A 26,528-nucleotide genomic window follows, 5' to 3' on the forward strand; every position below is an offset into this window, starting at 1 on the left:
ATGTACAACATCTCTGCTATCTCAACAATTCAATCCATCCCTTATAAATTTTTTCACCGCCTGCTGTTTGCAGTTTTAACACATAGTAATAAGTCCCTTCACTTAAACCACTTCCATCCCATTCATTCTGGTAATTCTTAGATTGATATACCTGGTTACCCCAACGGTTATAGATAAATAAAGACGAGTTCGGATGCTGGGAGATACCGGGCACTACGAACTTATCATTCTTACCATCTCCGTTTGGTGTGATGACGTTTGGTATAAAAATATCATCTCCGGTAACCGTCACTTCTTTGGTAACAGCCCTGTTATTAGACGCATCAGGATCGCTGGTAGCAGCCGTTACGCTGGCAGCATTTACTACCGTACCATTAGCGATGATGCGAGTGGTCATATTCAGTGTAGCCGTTTGCGTTACGGTGAGCTGATCAATGGTCCATACCAGTATTCTGGTAACAGGATTATACTGTACAGCGCCTATACTGGTGGTTATACCACCTATTACATCCAGGTTATTTTTTAATGTATCGACGATCATAACAGCCATGGCGGTATCAGGTCCGGCGTTATTTACGGTGATAACAAAATTTGCTTTACCACCTGTCTGCAACGGCGTAGTGGTTGTTAATGCTTTCCGGAGCTGTACATCCGCTGATTTAATATTAGGACCTGCATTCACCTTTGTAACCACCTTCCCGCTGCTATTATTACTAAGATCCGGATCTGTTGCACCAGCCGGCACTTCAATAAGCGCCTGGTTAACTAATTGCCCAACACCTGATACTCTACCGGTAATGCCTATACGTATTGCTGCACCAGCCGGGAAGACACCCGCCGTTATTTTCACAGTATTGCCATTTATGGTCATCTGTATTCCGGCAGCACCACCTGTAGCAGATAATACTACTGCATAAGCGCCCTGTATACCAGCTGGCAGTACATCCGTAATAACAGCACCATCTCCGTTAGCAGGACCGTTATTACTTGCATTGAGTACATAAGTAACAGAATCACCGTCACTGAGTTCAGACGGACCGGCTTTACTGATTTGCAGATCGGTCATTCTTGTTATTGTGGTGGTAGTGGTATTGGAGGAAACACTCACCTCATTTGTTATGGCGGTGGCCTGGTTATTAATAGTTCCTGTAAATGACGGATCTATTTTGCCGGTGATTTGCAGGTTCACCGTATTATTGGCACCCGCTGGAATGTTCGCATGCAACGTCACATTATTTCCAGTACCGCTGGCAGCACCTGTTATTTGTGCATTACCGCCTGTTGTAGCCATCCAGCTCACACCGGCGAGGGTAGCAGGTACCACATCATTGATCGCCACATCTGTGGCATCAGATGGCCCGTCGTTAGTAACAGTGATGATATACCTTAGGCTATCACCTGCAATAGCTGCTGCTAGTGCCTGTTTTACGATATGTAAAATTGATTTCTTCGTTACTACTGTGATGACTGGTGGAGTCGGAATTGAATCTCCGGTGCCTGGTTTCAGCACAGCGATATTAGTCAGGGAAGTGGCGGTAGTATTGGCAGGTACCACACCAGTGATGTTTACCTGTACAATGTTTGCACTTCCTGCATTGATATTACTCTTCACCAATACATTGTTACCGGTACCTGTTGACGCACCCACTATCTGTGAAGTACCATTAGCGGTAGCAGTCCAGCTTACATTAGTAATAACTGCCGGCACCATATCTGTAATATTTACCCCTGCGGCATCAGACGGACCACCATTGGATGCGATGATGACATAATGGATCGTATCGCCGGCATTGACCGGGCCGGAGCTGGTTTTGGTAATGCTCAGCGATGGTTTACTGCTTACAATAGTGGCGGTAGTATTGGAGGAAACACTCACCTCATTTGTTATGGCGGTGGCCTGGTTATTAATAGTTCCGGTAAATGATGGATCTATTTTTCCGGTGATCTGCAGGTTCACCGTATTATTGGCACCCGCTGGAATGTTCGCATGTAACATCACATTATTTCCAGTACCACTGGCAGCACCTGTTATTTGCGCATTACCGCCTGTAGTAGCCATCCAGCTTACGCCGGCGAGGGTAGCAGGCACCACATCACTGATCGCCACATCTGTGGCATCAGATGGCCCGTCGTTAGTAACGGTGATGATATACCTTAGACTATCACCTGCAATAGCCGTAGCTGGGGCCTGTTTTACGATATGAACAGATGGTTTCTTCGTTACTACTGTGATGACTGGTGGAGTCGGAATAGAATCTCCGGTACCTGGTTTCAGCACAGCGATATTAGTCAGGGAAGTGACGGTAGTATTGGCAGGTACCACACCGGTGATATTTACCTGTACCGTGTTTCCACTTCCTACATTGATATTACTTTTCACCAATACATTATTACCGGTACCTGTTGATGCGCCCACTATCTGTGAAGTACCGTTAGCGGTAGCTGTCCAGCTTACATTAGTAATAACTGCCGGCACCATATCTGTAATATTCACCCCTGCGGCATCAGATGAGCCAGCATTGGATGCGATGATTACATAATGGATCGTATCGCCGGCATTGACCGGGCCGAAACTGGTTTTAGTAATGCTCAGCAATGGTTTGCTGCTTACAATGGTGGCGGTAGTATTAGAGGAAACACTCACCTCATTTGTTATGGCGGTGGCCTGGTTGTTAATTGTTCCGGTAAATGATGGATCTATTTTTCCGATGATCTGCAGGTTCACCGTATTATTGGCGCCCGCTGGAATGTTCGCATGCAACGTCACATTATTTCCATTACCGCTGGCAGCACCTGTTATTTGTGCATTACCGCCTGTTGTAGCCACCCAGCTAACACCGCTGAGTGTAGCAGGCACCACGTCATTGATCGCCACATCTGTGGCATCAGAAGGGCCGTCGTTAGTAACAGTGATGATATACTTCAGACTATCACCTGCAATAGCCGTAGCTGCTGCCTGTTTCACGATATGAACAGATGGTTTCTTCGTTACTACTGTGATGACTGGTGGAGTCGGAATTGAATCTCCGGTGCCTGGTTTCAGCACAGCGATATTAGTCAGGGAAGTGACGGTAGCATTGGCAGGTACCACACCAGTGATATTTACCTGTACCGTGTTTCCACTTCCTGCATTGATATTACTCTTCACCAATACATTATTACCGGTACCTGTTGACGCGCCCACTATCTGTGAGGTACCATTGGCGGTAGCAGTCCAGCTTACATTGGTAATAACAGCCGGCACCATATCTGTAATATTTACCCCTGCGGCATCAGATGGACCCGCATTGGATGCGATGATGACATAATGGATCGTATCGCCGGCATTGACCGGGCCGGAACTGGTTTTGGTAATACTCAGCAATGGTTTGCTGCTTACCTGCGTAGTGGCTGTTGAAGTAACAGTGTTGTTATTGGCATCCGTTGCACCGGCCGTATTGGTGATCCTGCCGGCGAAACCTGGATTGATCTTACCACTGATCTGTATGTTAATCGCATTGCCTGCACCTGCGGCAATGTTGCCACTCAGCGTTACCGTATTGCCGTTGCCGTTAGTAGGTCCTGTTACCTGTGCATTGCCACTCGCTGTAGCGCTCCAGCTTACTCCTGTAAGCGTATCTGATACCATATCACGAATCTGTACACCGGTAGCATCAGATGGGCCGTCGTTAGTAACGGTGATCGTATACTTCAGGCTATCACCTGCAATAGCAACTGCTGGGGCCTGTTTCACGATATGAACAGATGGTTTCTTCGTTACTACTGTGATGACTGGTGGAGTCGGAATAGAATCTCCGGTACCTGGTTTCAGTACAGCGATATTAGTCAGGGAAGTGGCGGTAGTATTGGCAGGTACCACTCCCATGATATTTACCTGTACAGTGTTTGCACTTCCTGCATTGATATTACTTTTCACCAATACATTATTACCGGTACCTGTTGATGCACCCACTATCTGTGAAGTACCATTAGCGGTAGCTGTCCAGCTTACATTGGCAATAACAGCCGGCACCATATCTGTAATATTTACCCCTGCGGCATCAGACGGACCACCATTGGATGCGATGATTACATAATGGATGGTATCGCCCATATTCACCTGGGCTACACTGGTTTTAGTAATGCTCAGCGATGGCTTGCTGCTTACGGCTGTAGTAGCAGCTGCATTGTATATCTTCCCACTGGAATCTGTTACCCTGGCAGTATTGGTGATAGTACCCGCGAAATCAGGATTGATCTTACCAATGATCCACAGCTGGATTACATTGCCTGAACCCGCAGGGATATTAGCTTTCAGGGTAACATTTTTACCATTACCTTCAGATGATCCGATAATCTGTGCTGCTCCGGCGGCAGTGGCTGTCCATCTTACCCCCACAAGCGTATCAGAAACGATGTCGGTGATCTGTATGTTCCTTGCATCCGAAGGGCCATTATTAGCCAATGTGATATTATAACGCAAACTATCTCCTGCATTGGCTGTTGCCGGTGCTACCTTCGTTATATTAAGTACTGCAATACTATGGATAACTGTACTAACCGGTGGAGATGTCACTGTAGTTCCATCTGTCTTTTTCAGTGTAGCCGTATTAGTTATCACACCAGCGGCGGCATCCGGTGCGACTACTCCGTTAATTGTTATCTGTATTTTATTCTGCGTACCAGCTGCAATATTTCCGCCAACAGATATATTATTGCCCACACCGGAAACGGGGCCTGTTATCTGTGCATTTCCTGAGGTCACTGCGGTCCAGGTTACCTTTGTTACACCGGCAGGTACCAGGTCTGTAATAGTAATACCATTTGCATCAGAAGGTCCCTGGTTAGTGGCCGTGATTACATAACTGATACCATTGCCTGCGTTCACACTGTCAGGGCCAATTTTTTCCACAGTCAATAAAGACTGATTGCTGACGATAGTGTTTACGCTGGAGGTATATACCTTTCCATTCTCATCTTTAGCTTGTGCTATATTTGTAAAGCTGCCTGTGAACTGAGGATCAATTCTTCCTGATACAGCTACTTCCACTCCATTACCTGGTCCGGCCGGAACATTTGCATTGAAGGCAATCTGGTTACCAATGCCGGAAACAGGTGTACCTGTCGGCAATGTAGCGCTACCCTGTGTTGTAATAGTCCAGCTTACATCCTGGATCTGCGCAGGCACCTGGTCTGATATCATTCCATTTACAAGATCTGACGGACCTGTATTTTCAAGACTTATTGTATAGTTGATAATGCTACCGGCTATAGCATTGCGCGGACCAGCTTTGGAGAATTGCACACCAGGTCTGTTAATAATATGCGTATTCACAGAATCTCCGGCTACTATCTTTCCATTGAAACTTACAGATGCACTATTTTGTACAACTCCGGTAATACCTGATGCAATAGTGCCTGAAATCGTTACCAGTACATTATGCTGCTCACCGGCCGGAATATTGGCACTGATACTAATGTTATTACCTGTTCCGCTATTTGCACCATTAATGACAGCACCGGTAGGCTGTGCATTCCATGTTACATTTTGTATAGTTGCCGGTACCACATCACCGATCGTAATATTATTCGCATCTGATGGGCCATTATTGGATACCAGTAAAGTATACCTGATGGTACTGCCGGCAGATATAGTATCAGGAGCAGATTTGCTGATATGCAATGCTGCCTGCTGATTAACAACTGTAACCACTGGCGGTGTGTTGGTGGTGACACTATTGATGGTATAGCTGGCAATGTTGGTAATGTTACCTGAGAAGGCAGGGTTAATGGTACCACTCACGTCAATGACTATACGATTACCTGCTCCTGCCGGAACGCTGGCTATCAGATTTACATTTCCCGGATGATCTGTAATATTTCCACCCGGTATAATTGCTGTGCCGGACATCTTAGCTGACCACAGCGTATTTTGCAATGCTGCCGGCAACAGGTCATTCACTGTAATATTCACTGCATCTGAAGGACCATCATTACTTAAGATAATACTGTAACTAATAGTTCCTCCCGCAATAGCTGTAGCAGGGCCGGATTTAACAAGACGTAATCCCGGTTTGCCAACCACCTGCGTTACTACTTTATTGGATACATAATTTGTACCTCCGGCAGTAGCCGTTGCCTGGTTATTTACAGGTCCTGTATATGATGGAAGTAAGGTACCTGTAATCACTACATGAATCACATTTCCGGCGCCCGCAGGAATATTACCGGTGAAGCTGACATTACCTGATTGTTGTTGCAGATTTCCTCCTTCTACAGTAGCAGCACCTGCTGCTGTTGCAGACCATACTGTTGCTTTCAGCTGTGCAGGCAATACATCAGCTATATTTACCTTCACTGCATCAGAAGGACCATCATTATACACATCAACGGTATAGGTAATGGTAGTTCCCGCTACAGCAGTGTCCGGCGCAGCTTTCACCAGTCGCAGACCTGTTTGCGTAGTCAATTGTGTAACTACAGTATCTGCCATTGGCGCACCATTCACAGGTGTAACAGTAGCCACATTGGTTAAGGTACCGATAGCTGCTGCATTCACCGTACCATTTATATTGACAAGAATAGTATTACCACTTCCTGCGGGTATATCTGCTTTGAAGCTCACATTGCCCGGCCGGTTAACAATATTACCGCCCGTTATCACAGCGCCACCACCGGCAGTAGCAGACCATACTGCATTTTTCAGGTCAACCGGCAACAGGTCACTTACGGTCACCCCTGCTGCTGAAGAAAGACCATTATTACCAAGTGTAATAGCATAGGAAATCTGTGCACCGGCCGCTGCTTTCCCCGGACCGGATTTATGTATAGTAAGACCAGGTTTATTTTGCACCAATGTGCGCACGTCATTACTTACAACTGTTTGTCCGTTTCCATTAATCACCGCCCTGTTGATCATGCTGCCTTCAAATGCAGGATCGGTTTTACCGGCTACATTTACTGTAATAACACCACCTACCGGTATGTCAGCAATAATGGCTATTATATTTCCACTACCTGTGCCAGGATTGGTAATGATGGCATTGTTGGCAACGGCAGACCAGGTGGTGGTATTTATTGCACCAGGAATGGTGTCTTTAATATTTACACCGGTAGCAGCAGATGGACCATTGTTGCGTATTTCCAGCATATAGCTCATCGTATCACCGGCAATTACCTGTGCAGGTCCGGACTTCACCACAGACAGGCCCGGAACGGCTGTTACGACTGTATTCACCGTTACTGTTGCAGGTCTTGGATCTATTATTCCTATTGCCGGCACCGCTGTAGCTGTATTGATAAGCGTGCCACTGAAAGCCGGATTCACAATGCCTTTCACTGTAAGCGTAACGATACCAGTGTTGGCAGGAATATCTGCTGTTAATGAAACATTACTGCTACTACCACTGGCTGGCAAAACAGTGGCTCCATTTGCCGCTGTAGCTGTCCAGCTAACCTGCTGCACATCTGCCGGGATTACATCATTTATAGTTGCGCCGGTGGCATCTGCAGGTCCGCCATTATTTACTGTTACCACATACGTGATTGCTTCACCGGCAGCCATAGCGGCAGGTGCTGTTTTATTAATCCGCAGGTCCACAGACTTATTTACAGAAGTCGTTACAGTGCTGGTCTTTGTGCCTCCGGACACAGCTGCAACTGTATTCACAATTGTATTAGCTGCATTCACCCGTACTGTACCGGTAACCGTAATGGTAACGGTACCTGAATTGCTACCTCCAACCCTGGCTATTAAACTGATATTATTACCACTTCCTCCTGTTGTAAATACCTGTGCATTACCCGTCGCGGAGGCTGTCCATACAACGCCACTGATATCAACAGGTACTACATCTGTAATGGTAACTTCACCCGCATCAGAAATACCTGAATTCGTTAATACGATATTGTATGTAATCTTATCCAATACATTAACACTGGCTGGTCCGGACTTGGAAATCTGCAGGCCAAGATCAGTTGTGATATTGGTACTTATACTGCTGGTATTATTGGCAGGAACAGTTTCCGTTACATCAACAGGTGCTGTTACAGTAGCTGTATTGGTAATAGAACCGGTTGCAGCAGCAGGATCCACCATGCCAGTTATTGTTACCGTAATGCTGTTACCGGGGCCTCCGGCAATATTAGCATTCAGCGCAATGTTATTACCTGTAACAACCGGTGTTGTTGTACTGGCGCTGCCAGTGGAAGTAACACTCACATTATTGATAGTAATACTTGCCGGTACCGAATCATGGATAGCTGCATTGGTTACATCAGAAATTCCCCTGTTGGTGATCAACAGTTCGTAAGTAATATTTTGTCCTGCTGCAATGTTGGCTGGACCGGACTTCACTATTACCAGGTCAGCTTCCTTATGTACAGCAGTAACCACTGTTGATGTAACAGGGTTGCCGTTTTCCAGGTTAGCAGGCGGTGTAACAGTGACAGTATTAATAATATTGGAACCATTTACTGTTGCCGGATCAATAGTACCATTCACAACAATAGTGATATTGTTAGTTGAGCCGGCAGGAAGATTTCCTGTCAGATTTATATTTCCGGTACCACTTGCAGCAGATACGGAACTGTTTGTACCACTGGCAACAGCAGTCCATACCGGTTGCAGAATGTTGGACGGAATGATATCTGAAACAGATAATCCTTTTACATTGGAAGGGCCCTGATTGGTGACCGTGATAGTATAACTGATTTTTTCACCGGCAGCAGCAGTACCTGGTCCGCTCTTTACCACACGCAGATTGGCTCTGCGGCTTACCACGGTATTAACTGTAGATACCACAGGTTGTTGTCCCGGAATACCCGCTACAGCACTATTCGAAATACTATCACCCGTAAAATCAGGGCTAAGTATACCCGTTACCGTTATATCAATATCATGTCCCTGCCCTGCGGGTATATTACCAATTACACTCACATTGCCGGTGCCATTATTTACATTAACGCTGGTACCAACACCTGTCGCTACTGCCGTCCATGCAGGATTCAGGATCGCCGGATCCAGTACATCCCCGATAGTTACGTTACGGGCATCGGATGGGCCGCCGTTTTGCAAATGAATGGTATATGTAACCGGCTCTCCGGCAAACAGTCTGCTAGGACCACTTTTACTAAATTTCAGCAATGATTGAACCAGTACCTTCGTCACTGCTGTATCCTTTACCGGTATTGGCTGATCAGGGGAAGATGCATAAGCAATATTCTGCAGTAAGCTGCCTGTAAAGGCAGGATCTATCACGCCTTTTACAGTTACTATAATATTATTAACCTTAACGCCTGCAGGAATATTTCCTGTAACAGCAATCTGGTTGCCGCTACCGGAACCTCCACTGATAACAGTGGCTCCGCCAAGCTTAACGGCCGTCCAGGTAACATTCTTTATAGCCGCAGGAACCGTATCGGTGAAGTTCACACCCGGCGCATCAGAAGGCCCATTATTACTTAAATTGATGAGATAGATAATACTTTGACCAGCCGCCTCCTGGGAAGGGGCTGATTTTATTACCGATAATGCGGTCTTCTTTATAATATGAGTCAGCGTTTGATTGGATGTAACCGGCGTTTGTCCGGCTGCTGTAGCAAGTGCCACATTAGGAATATCACCAGTGAAGGATGGATCTACTGTTCCTGTAATGGTAAGCGTAATCACGTTACCGGCTCCGGCAGGAATACCGCCGGTAAGCATTACATTACTTCCGGTACCGCTTCCTGACTGTACGGTAGCTGATCCCGTTGCTACCGCCGACCATGTTACATTCCTGACGAAGGCAGGGATGGCATCAGTAATGGTAACATTCGGAGCATCTGAAGGTCCGATGTTGGTAGTGGTAATGGTATAAACAATATTACTTCCGGCAAACAAGGTATCGGGTGCGGATTTCACTACCTGTATACCCGGTGCATTGATCACATTCGTTATTACGGTATCACTGCGGCTGGTATCCTTATTGTTCACAAAAGCAGCCGATGTATTCATCAGCGTACCGGTAAAGTTCGGCGCTATTGTGCCTGTAACGGTAACGAATATATGATTAGCGGTACTTGCATTCAGATTTGCATGTAGGGAAACATTATTACCAGTACCCGTTCCGCCACTGATAATATTACCATTACCGATTAAGTTGGTAGACCACGTAACATTTGTTATCTGCGATGGAACAATATCCTGTATGAGCACATTATGTGCATCCGACTTGCCATAATTGGTTACTACCAGCGTATAACTGATCTGATCTCCTGCCTTCGCCTGTGTTGGTCCTGTTTTGCTGACACTTATCAACGGATCATTTGTTATAATAGTAGATGCGGTGGCGGTTACCGTTGGTGCACCGGTAACCGCTGCGGTAGCCTGGTTATTAAGTGTTCCGGATATGGCCGGGTTTACAGTACCATCTACAAAAATGGTAACACTTCCGGTACCCGCCGGTATATTCGCTGTAACCGTTACATTATTGGTGCTTCCTGTAGCACCGGAAATAATGGAAGCTCCTCCCGCTGTAAGAGATGTCCAGCTGCTTCCCTGCACCACGGCATTAACACTGTCCATAATATTAACATTCACCGCATCAGAAGGTCCTGCATTGGTCACCTGTAATGTATACCGGATATGATCGCCGGCAGAAATAGTAGCAGGTGCTGTTTTAGTGATCTGCAATGCCGGTTTGCTGATAACATGTGTGATTACTGTATCTGATATTGCCGGTGTACTGCCGTTAACGGTACCGGTAGCAAAATTGGTCAGATCTCCGGTGAAAGCCGGGGTAATAGTACCTGTTACGGAGATAATGACATACGGTTGTTTACCTGCCGGTATATTCCCTGTTACGGTAATAATGTTACCGCTACCACTCGCACCGCTCACCAGGCTTGCACCACTTACTGCAATTGCTCTCCATTTAACATTTGATAAGTTAGCAGCAACAGTATCCTGTATAATCGCATTTATTGCATCAGATAATCCTATATTATTAGCTGTTACAGTATACGTGATCTCTTGTCCGGCTACAGCTGTATCCGGACCGCTCTTATCTACTATTAATTTAGGCGTACTAACAATATTTGTGATCACAACACCGGAGCTGATTACCGGACCACCATCTGTACTTATAAACGCCTGGTTCCTGACCTGGCCCGTGAAAGTTGGATTTATTTTTCCTGCAATGAAAACATCAATAGAATTGGAATCTCCCGCCGGTATATCTCCTATTACCTGTGCCACTCCGTTAACAACCTGACTAGAAGAAACGGTAGCACTACCATGAGGGATTGCTGTGATTCCCGGGTTCTGCACAACAGTTGAAATTGTGTCCAGTAATAAAGCATGTAATGCATCTGATGGTCCGCTATTGGTAATCTTAATAAGATATAACATAGTACCTCCGGCAGTTCCATTCACGGGTCCACTCTTGGTCAGCGCCAGTCCGGGATTATTTCTGATCTGTGTAATCACCTCATTGGAAGTAACAGGCTGTTGTCCGTTAACCGCCACAGATGCCACATTACGGATATTTCCTGCTGCACCCGGACGAATAGTACCCTGCACTGTAATAGTAACACTATTGCTACTGCCGGCTGGAATATTCGCGTTAACAGATAACGTATTGCCATTACCGTTAGCCCCACTGTTGATGACAGCATTACCAGCAGCAGTGGCTATCCAGCTGACATTTGTCATCGTGGTTGGCCCCACTACATCTGAAATAACCGCCTGCAAAGCATCTGAAGGGCCGCTGTTATTAACAGTAATCGTATAAGTGATATTACTGCCTGCATCAGCAGAAGCAGGTCCTGCTTTCACGATCTGTAAACCTGGCTGGTTATCTACCACTGTTTTATTGAATGCAGTTACGGTAGTATCTCCGGGCAGCTGTGCTGTAGCAGTATTTAATAAAGTATCTGTTGCAGATGAAATAACACTACCATTGATCTGCACCGTCACTACATTCGCCAGTCCTGCCGGAATATTTACAACAGTACTGATATTATTACCTGTACCGCTTGCAGGAGCACCTGTTCCCAGCGAAGCCCCTCCGGCTGTTGTTAAGGACCAGGTAGTATTTGTGATGGCAGCCGGCACTACATCTGACAGTATTATACCATTGGCATTTGAAGGACCGGCATTCGTCAGTTTAAGCAGATAACTGATCGGCTGACCAGCTGCAATACGGCCGGTAGCAGGTCCCTGCTTGATCAGCGTTAGACCTGTTGTATTCTGTAATACAGTATTAATGGTATTGGAAAAAACAGGTGGCTGTCCGGTCACTGTAGCAGCCGCTGTGTTAGCCAAACTACCAACAGCAGCAGGATCTATCGTTCCGCTAATATTCACGGTGATGATATTGCCTGCACCTGCCGGCAGACCAGCCGTGAAATTAACAGCGCCGTTGCCATTGGAAACACTGGCGGTAGCAGTGCCGGCAGTGGTAACTGACCATACAGGGTTTTGTATTACTGATGGTAATTGATCAGCAATAGTAACACCCGTTACATCCGAAGGCCCGTTGTTAACAATTTTCAACTGGTAACTGATAGGTGTACCAGCTGTTGCACTTGCTGGTCCTGTTTTAGTAATAACAATAGCAGATTGCGGATTAGGTGTATCCGTATCCGTAGCTGTATTGCCTGCAGGATTAATATTATTGTATCCGGGTGGAATAACGATACTGGCAGTATTGGTCAGTGGTCCGGTATAGTTTGACGGTATTGCTAACGTTAAGGTATATACGATCTGACTACCTGCCGGCAAATTCATTGGCTGGTTAATAGGTCCTGAACCCGAATCCTTGGACTGGCCTCCTCCAGGAGTAGCAGCTGTCCAGGAAGCAGTAGTAATCCCTGCCGGAAGCGGATCCAGGAAAGTGGCGCCGGTCAGCGAGGATGGCCCGTTATTAATAATAGTGATCTTGTATTGTGTGTTGGTCCCCGCTGTATAGGTAGTGGTATTATCTGTTTTAGTGACTACCACTTCTACTGATTTGTTTACCGGAGTTACCAGTGTGGTAGTTGCCGGTGTAGGATCAGGCACTGCGGCAGGAGGGGTGGCACTTGCAGCATTAGTTAAGCTAGTACCGGTAAACTGCGCAGCTACCTGACCTGCAATGGTCAGTGTGACAGAACCTCCGGGCGCGAGGTTTACGCCGGTCCAGTTACCGCTTGCACTCGCATAAGTACCTGCTGATGGTGTATAGGTATTTGCAACGAAGCCATTAGGCAAAGTATCCACTACTACAAATGTTTCCGAAGCATGTATGGTAGAAGGCCCATTATTAGTAACTGTAAGCGTATAAGTAAGTGGAGCGCCTGCCGTAGCGGTAGCAGGCGTAGCTATTTTGGTAATATTAAGATCAGCCCTGCCCTGGGTAATAGTGATATTTACCGTTGCCTGGGAACAGGCGCCCTGATTATCGCACACCTGGTATACATAGGAATCCCCACCAATAAAACCAGGTGACGGCGTATAGGTGAATGTTCCATCAGCGTTTTGCACTACTGTTCCAAATGCAGGAGGTGTCACCGGTGTAGTCGTTACCGTTAGTGGCTGGTTTTCCGGATCACTATCATTCGTCAACACATTACCACTTACCGGTACATCTCTTAGCGTGGTAAAATTGTCGTTCACTGCTACCGGTGGATTGTTAGGCACCACCCCTGTTACTGAGGAAGTATTATTTCCCTGTACAGGATCCGGAATATCTGCCGGTGTGCTGACGGTAGCTGTATTACTGATATTAGTTCCTCCTACAGCCGTAGCAGCTACATTACCGGTAACATTGATCACTATCTTGTTGCCTGGAGCGAAAGGAATATCACCATTTGCATTGATGGTACTACCGGTACCGGATACAGGCCTTAATGCCACATTGGTACCGGTTACAACAGATGACCAGGAAGGATTCACCAACTGCGCGGGTAATACATCCTGCAGGGTAAAACCATATACATCTGTTGGTCCCAGGTTTTCAACAGTAATTGTATAATTCAACGGACTATTAGTCTTATAGCTGTTGCCCGCATCTGACTTAGTGATTTTAAGATCGGCTTGCCGTACATATTTCAATACCACTGTATCTACACTGGAAGTACAATTTCCATTGGAGATAGTCCAGGTAAGTACTGCTGTTGTATTGGGCTGCAATGTAACCAGCGTATTAGGATTGGAAGGCGCAGCAATAACTGCACTGCCGCTCACCTGCGCCCATGTTCCTGTACCACTTACCGGCGCATTGGCATTCATTGTAAACTGCCCGTTATTATTCTTCGTCTGATCCGGACCGGCATTAGCAGCATCCGGCTGGGCATATACCTGGAGCTGCATAGTATCTGTTGATACCGGGCAGGTGCCACTGCTGATAGTCCATACCAGGGAATAAATACCTGGTACCAGGTTCTGCACAGCAGTATTGGGCAATGCTGCATTTACAAACGTAAGTGTATTGGGACCTGCTATCTGCGACCAGGTACCCGTACCTGCTGCAGGTGTATTGCCCGACAGTGTGGTTGTGGTAGCATTACACAATTGCTGATCCTGACCTGCATTGGCAACAGTTGGCACCGGGCTTACATTTATCTGTACTGTGTCCATAAAGGGTGGACAGGTACCATTACGAATCGTCCACACAAAATTATAACTACCCGCTACCAGCCCACTGATACCGGTATTGGACAATGTTGTATCTGCAAACACCGCGCTATTAGGCCCACTGATCTGATGCCAGCCACCAGTGCCTGTTACAGGCGTATTTCCGGCCAACGTAGCTGTGGTTACGTTACAGGGACTTTGATCCGGCCCCGCGTTGGCTACAGTAGGCAATGCGCTCAGCTTAATGAGCATGGTATCAGTAGAGGGGGCACATCCTCCGTTACTCACGGTCCATACAAATGTGTAAGTACCGGCTATCAGGCCGCTGATACCTGTATTGGCTACTGCTGCATTGTTAATGACAGCTGTATTAGGGCCTGATACTTCTGTCCATGCACCTGTACCTGATGTTGGAGCAGTAGCTGCTAATGTGGCATTTGTTACTCCGCACAAAATCTGGTCAGGACCTGCATTGGAAGTAGATACGCCTCCACTCACAAAAGTAGTGTCCCGCAAAATGTTATTACAGCCGCCTCCTGAAGGAGGGGCATCACATTCGTGTAGAGGATCAGTTGGTATGGAAATGAGAGGATCAGAGGCATCTATATCCAGGTCTGTGGCAGAACGCAGCAAACTCGCCTGTGCAATGGCCAGCGTAGCAGGTGCAGGTGAAGTAACTATCACTGAAAAAATATACCTGGCAGAACTGCCGCTGGTAAGCGTTACAGAATCAACATAACCGGTAGTACTCACAGAACTGCCGGCACCAAAGGAACCTGAGCCCCCTGTGATAGTTCTGCTGACGAGAGAAATATTATTCAGGGCAGTTGGCACACTGAAATTAAAACGACCATTCACAGCAGAATCAGGACCATTATTCCGGATGTTCACCTGTACCTGGTATGGTACATTCAAACATCCGAGTTTACCTGGTGGCATTACAAGCGATACCACCTGCAGGTCCATATTGCGGCGGGTATCTATTGCATCTTTTGCGGTATTATTGGCTGTATTGGCCTCATATTCATTGGTAACAGTAGCTGTATTGGTAATACTGTCGGGAGCATTGGATGCCACTGTGACCGGGATATTGATGGGCGGATACGTAGCACCCGGCGCCAGTGAATCCGTTCTGGTGGCAGTAATGTTATTACCGGTGCCGGAGAATGTCCAGCCGGTACCGGTTGGAGTACCCGCTGTGAGGCCGGCAGGCACTACATCCTGCACTGTTACGGTACTCAACATGGGTTTGGTATTAGTCCCCACATTGTTCACACTGATCGTATAAGTACCACTCAATCCTTTCCTCAATTTGCCACTATGCGTTTTGGCAATGGCCAGATCCGGCGCTATAATCTGTGTACTGACCCTTGATGTATCATTGGTAGGATCTCCATCACTTATACCGGTTGGAATGGGATTCACATAAGCAGTATTGGTAAGTACCCCGTTAGGTGGCATGCCGGTAACCGTTCCGGTTACTGTAAAAGTAGAAACACTGTTAGCCTGCATGGCTAAAGTAGCGTTGGATAAACTTGTACTTGTATAGCCGGTAGCGGAGTTACCTACTGTTCCGCTGAAAACTACATTGGTGATATTAAAACCATTGTTTGGTGTAAACAGATCTGTCAGTGGTAGTCCGTTAACTATAGATGCTGTTTCATTGTATACATTAACGGTATAGACAAGCTGGTCTCCTACCCTGGCTACCGGTTTGTTTACCAGCTTCTGGGTCCTGATATTACCAGGCGTGGTAATGATCAGATTTCTTACTTCATGTTTATTAACAGCTCCACCTGTAGAAGCAGCAAATCCCAGTTTAAGCCTGGCAGGTGGTGGAGAAGTAATGGTGATAGGGCCAAACAAGGTACTGAGTGCTCCTCCCGGTGTAGTGGTAGATTTTACCACTAACACAAATTGCCCGAGTCCGTTGGGGGTAAGGATTATCTGCACCCGGCGATAAAATTGTGTTGGTGTTGGTCTTACAGTTGTGGCTACATCATAATCCAGAGAGGTACCTACATTGGTTCCGCCAATATAGCTATAGGTGGGTGCTGGACCTCTGGCAGAAATAAAATTAGTGAACAGGGTACCGCAATTTGCAGTCTGTCCCCCACTTTTTCCATCACTACAGTTGGAGTAGTTACCATATTCATCTATTCCCACACCAACGTAACCACCACGCAGCCCTGTATTGCTGGTACTGGTAGATTGTGCATATCCAAGACTTCCTCCCCTTGCCCCAAGACTGAAGGTGGTACTGTTTATTATATCATCAAACAGAAAAACAGAAAAACCATCTGCGCCGGCAGCAGAAGTAGCTCTCCAGGATACATATTCAAAATCCATCAGGACTCCTAATGTAGATGGAAATCCCTGGTTAACAAAAGCATAGCCTACCTGGTTGTTCAAATCTTCTGTAAGTCTCAGCCATCCCTGCCCCGCGGGATCTATAGTACCGGAAGTAAGCTTGGCAGCCCCTCCCAGGGTAGTATTTCCCTGCGAATTACTTTTAAAATCCTGCGTAATCGTAAACTGTGCGTGGACTACATTAAAAACAAAACAGGAACAAACGATAAGGATAGTAGTCCTGCATACGCATTTCACTGCGGAAACAGAGAGTAAACTTACACCCATGCAAAATGGTTTTAACAACTAAACAGACGTATAAAACAATAGCGTACTATTCCGGCACAAAGTCAGGGGCACATGACAACTGAAACAATTATAAGAGACAATAACTGACTGATATGTTCACTAAAAAGAAGAAGGTTATGAACAGGATTAAAATTACCCTTATGCGGTTGAGCGAGGTTATAACTTCAGCAAATGTATAGCAGACTGTTAAATAAATAACAAAATAATGAAGAAAAAATATCTCACAGATTGAAAATCTTATATATTATAAAGTATAATAATAAAATAAAAATCAGTTATCTGCAAAAAGGATAAAACAAAAAAAGGGCTTTACCATTTACTGGTAAAGCCCTTCTATATTTTTAGCAATAAAGGAATTGCTTATGCAAATCTTGGTTTCAGTTCATTTGCCAGTGTAACCATTTTCTTGATGCCATCTTCCGGCAGGTTACCTTTTTTGAACTCAGCCAGTACTTCTGGTAAACGCACCTGCATTTCATTCAGGAACGCTTCTTCAAAAGCACGTACTTGTTTTACAGGAACATCACGCAGCAAACCATTAGTACCCAGGTAAATCATGGCTACCTGTTTTTCTACAGCGTACGGGCTGAACTGTGCTTGTTTCAGGATCTCCACGTTACGGGCACCTTTGTCGATAACTGCTTTGGTAGCAGCATCCAGGTCACCACCGAATTTGGAGAAAGCCTCCATTTCACGGTATTGTGCCTGATCGAGTTTCAGGGTACCAGAAACTTTTTTCATGGATTTGATCTGTGCGTTACCACCTACACGGCTTACAGAGATACCCACGTTGATCGCCGGACGGATACCAGCGTTGAACAGGTTACCTTCCAGGAAGATCTGACCATCGGTAATGGAGATCACGTTTGTAGGAATGTAAGCAGATACGTCACTCGCCTGTGTTTCGATGATAGGCAAAGCTGTCAGGGAACCACCACCTTTTACCAGGTGTCTGATAGACTCTGGTAAGTCGTTCATCTGCTGTGCAATGGCATCATTGCTGATGATTTTTGCAGCACGCTCGAGTAAACGGCTATGCAAGTAGAATACGTCACCAGGGTATGCTTCACGACCCGGAGGACGTTTCAGCAACAGGGATACCTCACGGTAAGCAACTGCCTGTTTGGACAGATCATCATAAACGATCAGTGCAGGGCGACCTGAGTCACGGAAAAATTCACCAATCGCAGCACCGGCAAACGGAGCGTAGAACTGCAATGGAGCAGGATCAGCAGCGTTAGCAGCAACGATAGTAGTATAAGCCATAGCACCTGCTTCCTGTAATGTTTTCATTACACCGGCAACAGTGGATGCTTTCTGACCAATCGCTACGTATATGCAATAAACAGGTTTACCTGCTTCGTAAAATTCTTTCTGGTTGATGATAGTGTCAATGCAGATGGCTGTTTTACCAGTCTGACGGTCACCAATCACCAGCTCACGCTGACCACGACCAACAGGGATCATAGCATCGATCGCTTTTACACCTGTTTGCAGTGGTTCCTTTACCGGCTCACGGTACAGTACACCTGGCGCTTTACGCTCCAGTGGCATTTCATACAGTTCACCTTTAATCGGACCTTTACCATCAATAGGATTACCCAGTGTATTGATTACACGGCCTACCACACCTTCGCCCACGTTAATGGAAGCGATCTTTTTGGTACGACGTACTTTATCACCTTCTTTAATACCTGCTGACTGACCCATCAATACCACACCCACGTTATCTTCTTCCAGGTTCAGTGCGATAGCTTTTACACCGTTGCTAAATTCAACTAGCTCACCATAACCCACATTACCTAAACCGTATATGCGGGCAATACCATCACCCACCTGCAATACAGTACCCACCTCTTCCAGGTCGGCAGAAGCATTGAAGTTGCTTAACTGCTGGCGTAATATCGCCGAAATTTCATCAGGTTTAATATCAACCATAATTATGATTTTAAAAAAAGTCGTTAGATAAATTTAGTATAACGACAACAGCTTTGCGTGTACGCAGCGGCTGCTGTATTTATTAACGTATATCAGATACGTAAATATTCTTGTTAAACTGTTGTTTAATGTCTTTCAGATCACGCAATATAGAAGCATCAAACAGCTGATCGTTTGCTTCCAGTACAAAACCACCAATCAGATCTGCGTTTACAGCAGCTTCCAGTTGGATTTGTTGTGTGCTTTCGCTGGCTATTTTCTGTTTAATAACATCGAGTGTAGCAGCATCTATTGCAACAGCGGTAGTGATTTTCACCGGGCTGATATTTTTCAGCACCATGTACTGGCGTGAAAATTCAGTGGCAATCTGAGGCAGCACACTTTCGCGGCCTTTGCTTACCAACAGGTTCAAAAAAGTGATGGAGGTAGTACCTACACGACCAGCCAGCACTGCTGCCAATATCTTTTGCTTTTTATCTGCCTTAATGATCGGGCTTTTAAGCAAACTCACCACATCGGGGTTGCTTTTCATCACCTGTTGTAAGAACAGCATGTCAGTATGCACCACTTCCAGCTGGTTCAGTTCCTGAGCCAGATCTATCAATGATTTTGCATACCGGGATGCTAAACGGGGATTCTGCATAATAAAAAAGCTTTTAGCTTTTAGCCTTTAGCCTTTAGCTGCTCACAGCTAATAACTAACAGCTAATATCTTAGTTCAATTTGATTTCTCCTGCGAGTTGTTTCACAAAACTTTCCTGTGCTGTTTTATCAACCAGTTCTCTTCTGAGCACTTTTTCTGCTACTTCGATAACGAGATTACCTACCTGGTTTTTCACATCCGTTAACGCAGCCATTTTCTGGTTTTCGATAGCGGTGTAAGCTTCGCTGATGATCTTTTTAGCTTCTGCCTGGGCTTGTACCTTGGCTTCGCTGATGATCATGTCTTTTGCGTCTTTTGCTTCTTTCAGGATCTTGCTTCTTTCAGCTTTAGCTTCCGCCAGCACATGTTCATGTTCTGCTTTCATCTGCGCCATTTCGTCCTTCACTCTTTCTGCAGTAGCAATGGATTCTGTGATAGAAGATTCCCTTTCTTTCAAAACAGCGAGGATGGGAGTCCATGCAAATTTTTTCAGGATGAGGAAAACGACGATGAAAATGAATAATGAAATAAGAAACAAGCCTAACGCGGGTTGCAACAGATCCATATAATTAGAATTTTATTATTTTGTTATTACTGATTTCAAGAAAGCTATTGAGAGATTAGATGATGAAAAATCTCTGAATAATAAAACACCAAAATAAAGATTACTGCATCCATTGCCCTGTGCGCCGGATGCAGTAAGAAGTTTGGCCTACAGAACTACCGCCAACAGACCTGCGATTACACCGAAAAGGGCAACACCCTCTACCAGCGCAGCAGCCAGGATCATGTTTGCACGGATGTCGTTAGCAGCTTCTGGTTGACGAGCGATAGACTCCAGCGCGCTCTTACCGATGTTACCTACACCAATACCAGCAGCAATAGCAGCGATACCAGCACCAACAGCACCACCAGCTTTAGCCAAGCCAGATGCAGCAGCAGCCTGCAATAAAATAGACAAAAGTGCCATAATGAATATGTATTTGAATTATAAAAAATTTCTAATCAAAAAAGTTGGGCATTCCGCTTTTTGTAAAATACCAAAGCTTAGTGGTGTGCCTTTTCATGCTCATGATCATGGTCATGACCACCTTCCATCGCCTGACCAATAAATACAGCGGTCAGGTTAGCAAAGATGAATGCCTGGATAAATGCTACCAGCAATTCCAGCATCATCATTACAATGTTGAACAGCACAGTAACAGGCAGGAAGCCGTAACCAGCTACCTTGTTCAATGAACCAAATATAAACACCAGGGATATAATACTCAAAATGATAATGTGGCCCGCCAGGATGTTGGCAAACAACCTGATCATCAGTGATACCGGTTTGGTAAACACACCGATCAACTCTACCGGCGCCAGGATAAACTTAACACCTAATGGAACAGGAGGATTAAAAATATGACCCCAGAAATGTTTGTTGGTACTGAGCATCGTAGCGATAAAGCTGATGATTGCCAGTGCTGATGTTACAGCCAGGTTACCGGTTACGTTGGCAGAACCAGGTAACAAGCCAAGCAGGTTATTGATAAGTATAAAAAAGAATATAGTCAGAATAAAAGGAGTATACCTCGCTGCGTGTTTACCAGGAATGTTAGGTTTAACTACCTCATCACGCATAAAAATAATCACTGGCTCTACCAGGCCCTGGAAACCTTTAGGCGCTTTTTTAGCACCACGGATTTTGTAAGCCTTCGCTACATTCAGCATGAGTACCACCAGCAAAATTGCGGCAATCAACATGGATGTAATGTTCTTCGTCATGGAAAGATCGTAGATCTCCACACCGGTAGGATTATCATTGGCATCTACTGCAATCACTTTCTGATCAGGAAATTTAGCAGGATCCAATCCTTTTTCCTTCACATAGTCGCCATTTATCAGGCGATAACCATCATGAGATTCATGTCCGTGATGAAACGCCGAAGAAGAAAATACGGAAGTACCCCGGGTAGGATTGTAGATAATCACAGGTAAAGGAATTGTTACATGTGTTTCACCTATACTGAACAGGTGCCAGTCATGTGCATCCTTTACGTGACCGAAAATCACTTCTTTAACATCAAATTTCTTTGGCTCTTCTGCGGTAGAAGCCTGCGCTGTAGCAGGCTCTCCTGTTACATGTTCCTCCGCATAAGAAAAATTACTAAAACTGTGAAGGCCTAAGACCATCACAAGAGCTACCATTCTATGTTTGAACCAATTGAAAGAAATCACCGTTTTCTGAAATTTTGCGCAAAGATACTCGTTTTTATCTTCAAAATTAAGCGACTTCGAAAAAAAAGAAGGATATATTGTAATTATATTGATAATCAATTGTTTATAATGAAAACGAGATTCGTTTTTAGGGATAAAAAGGCGGTTGAAATCAACCGCCTCTTGTAACTATCTCATATTAATATTTTCATCATTTGAAAGAAAGATATTTTTGCTCCGCTTTAATAATCCCGTTAAAAAAAGTTTCCAGTTCCTTAAATGTGGATGGTGCAGTAGATTTATTACAATTAGTTTTAAAGTGTCTGCTATACAATACAAAACGAGGCACTACACCTTGCTGACGTTAAATTGCATACTATGCAACCTATAATAAAACCCTTCCAGTCGCAGTAATTCTTCGTGTGTACCCATCTCCTTTATCTCTCCCTTATCCAGCACAATGATTTTATCTGCCTTACTGATGGTAGACAAACGGTGGGCAATAATAATGGCTGTACGATCCGCAATCAGCTTATCAATGGCGTGTTGGATCATCATCTCCGACTCTGTATCTACAGACGAAGTAGCCTCATCAAGGATCAGAATAGCCGGGTTATACAGCAATGCCCGTACAAACGAAATCAGCTGCCGCTGCCCGAGCGATAAGGTGCTGCCCCGTTCCATTACCTGGTAATCGTAGCCACCTGGCAGTTGCATAATAAAATCATGAATACCTATCAGCCGGGAGGCTTCCTCTACCTGTGCCCTGCTGATATTACTATTATGCAGTGTGATGTTGTCATAAATAGAACCTGAAAACAGGAATACATCCTGCAATACCACGCCTATCTTGCTTCGTAAAGCTTCCAGAGAATAGGCGGGCAACTCAATATCATCAATCTTAATACTCCCTTTCTGAATTTCATACAACCGGTTAAGGATACTGATGATGGTGGTTTTACCCGAACCGGTATGCCCTACAATAGCCACGGTATCTCCTGGCTTTGCATGAAAACTGATATTTTTCAATACATAACGGTCATCTACATACGCAAAATATACCTGGTCAAAAGTGATCGCCCCCTGCATATTATTTGCCGGCTGATGACCTCTGTCGGGAATATAATCTTCGTTATCCAGTACCTTGAACACGCGCTCACTGGCCACCATACCCATTTGCAGGGTATTAAACTTATCTGCCAGCATACGCAGCGGACGAAACAACATATTCAGGTACATGATAAAAGCAATCATCACCCCCTGGGTTACTTCGTAATTCAATACTTTATTGGCGCCCCACCATACCATTAGCCCCAGTGAGATCGCCAGTATAATTTCCACTACCGGAAAAAATACAGAATAGGCGAAGATGGCGTCGATATTGGCTTTACGGTGTTCTTTGTTGATATGCTTAAAACGGGCAAATTCTCTTTTCTCGGAAGTAAAAGCCTGCACTACCACCATACCGGTAATATGCTCCTGCACAAAGGCATTCAATGCGGATACTGCATTACGTACCCTGTAAAAAGATTTGTTTACGCTCTCTTTAAAAATATAGGTGGCAAAAATCAGGATGGGGAAAGGCGACAAGCTGATCAACGTCAGGCGCCAGTCTTCAATAAACATCACTACCAGGATAGCGATGATCATCAGCAAATCTGCCACAATGGAAATGATGCCTTCGGAAAAAACATCATTGATGGCTTCAATATCATTGATCGTTCTGGTGGTAAGCGTACCGATAGGTGTTTTATCAAAAAAAGCCAGGTTCAGGTGCACTACCTTCTTATACACAGTTACCCGCAAATCCTTTACTACCGATTGTCCCAGCCAGTTGGTGAGATAAGAAAAGAAGAAACGTACAATAGTTTCCAGTACCAGCAATCCTATTTGCACAACAGTAACCAGCAGCAGCATTCGCATAAGCTGATTCGCGATGTACTTATCTACAGTTACCTGGATAAGATAAGGCCGCATAGGCGATATCACCGCCAATACCACCGTTAATATCATGGAAATGTAGAAGGAACGTTTGTAGGGAGCAGCGAACGAGAATATGCGCCGTAATAAACTAAAATCAAATACTTTCTTTACCGCCAGATTTTCCAATGTGCCAGGTTTAAACTACATAACAAACCTACGGTAAAAATAATTACGAATTGCGAATTGCGATTTACGAACAGAAGCGAGTGATTTTAGCGAAAGTTATCCGCTGCTATCACTCTCTTCTGTTCGTAAATCGTAATTCGCAATTCGTAATTATTTCTTTTCGTCTTTTATGATCTGCTTGTAAGCCTTGATGAATATGGCTCCGAGGTTTTTATGCGGTGGCACATAATCACTGAAAAGCTCCTTGTTGCGTGCATCAGGAGCAAACCTTTTAGTCAGCTGCGCCCACATGATCACCCAGTCCACATTTTTACCGGAACGAACTACATCTTCCAGGCTATGAATGATGGGTTCATTTACAAAACGGGTACCCACCTGTTTGGAGGAAATGATATGTGCTTCCGGCGATTTTCCCAGTACTACAGACAGGTTATGATAACCTCCGCAGGAGCCCAACAACACTATTTTCGCAGAACTTTGCAGGTTATCCAGGGTGGTATTGATATGATAACTGTGTCCACGGTGAATAAAGATCGTAGGGTGAATATCATTTTCATCCAGGTATTCAGACAGTTTGGAGATAGCTTCCTTATCACCCGGTTCATCTATCGGCAAATTCGCATAAATAGTAGTCGGCTTGCCTTTTGTAGAGGAAATAGTAGCCCAGTACTTGTTCTTGCTTACCTTCCATTCAGAAGACGGAAAGTTGGTCATAAAGCTGGAGAAAGACTCCTGTCCGTCTTTATCCCCATAAAAAAACACTTGCTGAAACACCTTACCACTATCACTTTCCAGCGTATTGTAAGCTACGTAGTTAACCGGTGGCAACTGGAACTTGACCGACATATCTGATGCTTTGGAAGAATCGTTTTCATCTTTGGAGGCTGTTTCAAACAAACTACTCAGCAACTGGTAAATTACGGTACCACGCGTATCCTTATGTTTTTTCACATATGCCAGGTTATTTTTTACTTCTTCACGAAGGAAGTTCAGCAACTTTTCATCACGGATGCTGCCAAAGGAATTAGCCACATCTACCGCATCTTCCAGATCTTCTGTTTTCTCCAGGTTCTGCACGTACTTCTGCATGAGGTAGTTGGAGTTTTCCGGTGCCATAGACTTCAGGAAATTATCCAGCGTATTGAAGCCGGCAGCCATAGCAATGAATTTCTTGAACCGGTCAAAGTTCACCATCATCAGTAAACTATCACCCCGGGGCGGTTTCATGCGGATCATCATCTGATCATATAAACCGGCATTGTTATGATTAGTGTAGCTGGAAGTATATAATTCTTCCTGACCATTGATAATGAGATAGTAGAGTTCTTCCGGGGTAAAGTTTTTTACACTGGCGAAACGTACAGGGGCAGGCTCTTCATGCAGATCGTTCACATCGCGGATATACAGCAGTGATTTAGCCTGCATATTTTCCATCATGGCCTTCAGACCATATGGACTTTGTCCTTCGTTTTTCAGCTTCTGCAAGGCAATGGTAGACTTTACCATCTGCTTGTAATACTGATAGTCGTTATCCACAATCTTCTCCAGCTTTTCCACGGTAGTGGTACCTGCCAGCAGTTCGTCTATAAAGGGAAGAATTTTAGTGCTTTGCTCAGACTGTCCGATGCGTACAATCTGCTGCACAATGGGGTCCTGGTTGCGCTTAATAGCAGTAGCCATGGATGTATAAGAAGTAGCGTAAGTCAGGATCTGATTTGGATATTTACGGGCCACTGCTGCTATAATAGAATCTGTAGCCGGATAATTCAGGTATTGACTCAATTTAGGCATCACTGTTTCGAGGTTACTGAAAGCATATTTGGTAAACACCACTCCCCTGGCCTCTTTGTAGCCGGAGTTATCTCTGAATAGTTCAATGATTTTTTCGGAGGCATCAAATGAGAGGTGCTGAATATAAGGCAAAATGCTTTGTCCTTTAACATCTGCATGCATCATATTGCGGTACGCCTGTATCATAGCGGGAGCTTCTTCCGGGTCAATATTGTGGTGTGCACGCTTCTGGTTATAATCTTTCAGCATTACATAGATGCCGGAGAGATATTTTACTTTAAGCCGATGATCCAGCGCGGAATCGCGCTCAATTTCTACCTGCATATCATCAACTTCTTTGAGTAAGGCGTTGGTTACCTGTAAATTGATCGTTTGATCTTCTGATACTTTTACCAGATCATCTGCTTTACCATCAAATTTATCGGCAGCTGCCTGCTCCTTGTCGATGTTGTCATGAAATCCCTGCCTGGTAATCGGAATTTGTATGTGACTATTTTGTGCCCGTACCAGACTAACTGAAAAAGCAACCAGCAATAACATTATAAAAAATCTTCTCATACTAAGTGTATTTCACGTGGACCAGATAGCAAATTTACAACCAAAATATCCATG

8 protein-coding genes are annotated in these 26,528 nt (G+C 45.0%); all 8 read right to left on the bottom strand.

The genetic code is table 11. From position 1 onward, the window contains the following. Window positions 1-16: 16 nt before the first annotated feature. Window positions 17-17,215 carry a T9SS type B sorting domain-containing protein gene (locus CLV51_RS00615; protein WP_106526079.1) on the bottom strand — a complete coding sequence of 5,733 codons (17,199 nt, stop codon included), beginning with the start codon at window positions 17,213-17,215 and terminating at the stop codon, window positions 17-19. 381 nt (window positions 17,216-17,596) lie between these two features. Then, on the bottom strand, window positions 17,597-19,174 hold the full coding sequence (gene atpA / locus CLV51_RS00620; protein WP_106526080.1) for a F0F1 ATP synthase subunit alpha: 1,578 nt from the start codon (window positions 19,172-19,174) through the stop codon (window positions 17,597-17,599). 82 nt (window positions 19,175-19,256) lie between these two features. Further along, the gene (gene atpH / locus CLV51_RS00625) at window positions 19,257-19,817 is read right to left on the bottom strand and encodes an ATP synthase F1 subunit delta (RefSeq protein WP_106526081.1); all 561 of its coding nucleotides are present in this window, start codon (window positions 19,815-19,817) and stop codon (window positions 19,257-19,259) included. 70 nt (window positions 19,818-19,887) lie between these two features. Next, window positions 19,888-20,382, bottom strand: a complete 495-nt coding sequence (gene atpF / locus CLV51_RS00630; RefSeq protein WP_106526082.1) for a F0F1 ATP synthase subunit B — start codon at window positions 20,380-20,382, stop codon at window positions 19,888-19,890. A gap of 147 nt (window positions 20,383-20,529) precedes the next feature. After that, entirely contained in the window at window positions 20,530-20,787 is a 258-nt protein-coding gene (gene atpE / locus CLV51_RS00635; RefSeq protein ID WP_079471016.1) for an ATP synthase F0 subunit C, read from the bottom strand. A gap of 77 nt (window positions 20,788-20,864) precedes the next feature. Continuing rightward, window positions 20,865-22,007 (bottom strand): F0F1 ATP synthase subunit A, encoded by a 1,143-nt coding sequence (gene atpB, locus CLV51_RS00640; RefSeq protein WP_245898582.1) that lies wholly within the window; start codon window positions 22,005-22,007, stop codon window positions 20,865-20,867. A gap of 357 nt (window positions 22,008-22,364) precedes the next feature. Further along, window positions 22,365-24,125 (bottom strand): ABC transporter ATP-binding protein, encoded by a 1,761-nt coding sequence (locus CLV51_RS00645; protein ID WP_106526083.1) that lies wholly within the window; start codon window positions 24,123-24,125, stop codon window positions 22,365-22,367. Between the two features lie 150 nt (window positions 24,126-24,275). Continuing rightward, window positions 24,276-26,474 carry an alkaline phosphatase family protein gene (locus tag CLV51_RS00650; protein ID WP_106526084.1) on the bottom strand — a complete coding sequence of 733 codons (2,199 nt, stop codon included), beginning with the start codon at window positions 26,472-26,474 and terminating at the stop codon, window positions 24,276-24,278. Window positions 26,475-26,528 lie beyond the last annotated feature (54 nt).

The organism is Chitinophaga niastensis (genome assembly GCF_003014755.1).
In the GTDB taxonomy this organism is placed as follows: domain Bacteria; phylum Bacteroidota; class Bacteroidia; order Chitinophagales; family Chitinophagaceae; genus Chitinophaga; species Chitinophaga niastensis.

Bases quoted from the DNA above. Each gene is read 5' to 3' on its own strand.
- CLV51_RS00615 (WP_106526079.1), bottom strand. From the start codon at position 17,215: ATGGGTGTAAGTTTACTCTCTGTTTCCGCAGTGAAATGCGTATGCAGG.
- atpA (WP_106526080.1), bottom strand. From the start codon at position 19,174: ATGGTTGATATTAAACCTGATGAAATTTCGGCGATATTACGCCAGCAG.
- atpH (WP_106526081.1), bottom strand. From the start codon at position 19,817: ATGCAGAATCCCCGTTTAGCATCCCGGTATGCAAAATCATTGATAGAT.
- atpF (WP_106526082.1), bottom strand. From the start codon at position 20,382: ATGGATCTGTTGCAACCCGCGTTAGGCTTGTTTCTTATTTCATTATTC.
- atpE (WP_079471016.1), bottom strand. From the start codon at position 20,787: ATGGCACTTTTGTCTATTTTATTGCAGGCTGCTGCTGCATCTGGCTTG.
- atpB (WP_245898582.1), bottom strand. From the start codon at position 22,007: ATGGTAGCTCTTGTGATGGTCTTAGGCCTTCACAGTTTTAGTAATTTT.
- CLV51_RS00650 (WP_106526084.1), bottom strand. From the start codon at position 26,474: ATGAGAAGATTTTTTATAATGTTATTGCTGGTTGCTTTTTCAGTTAGT.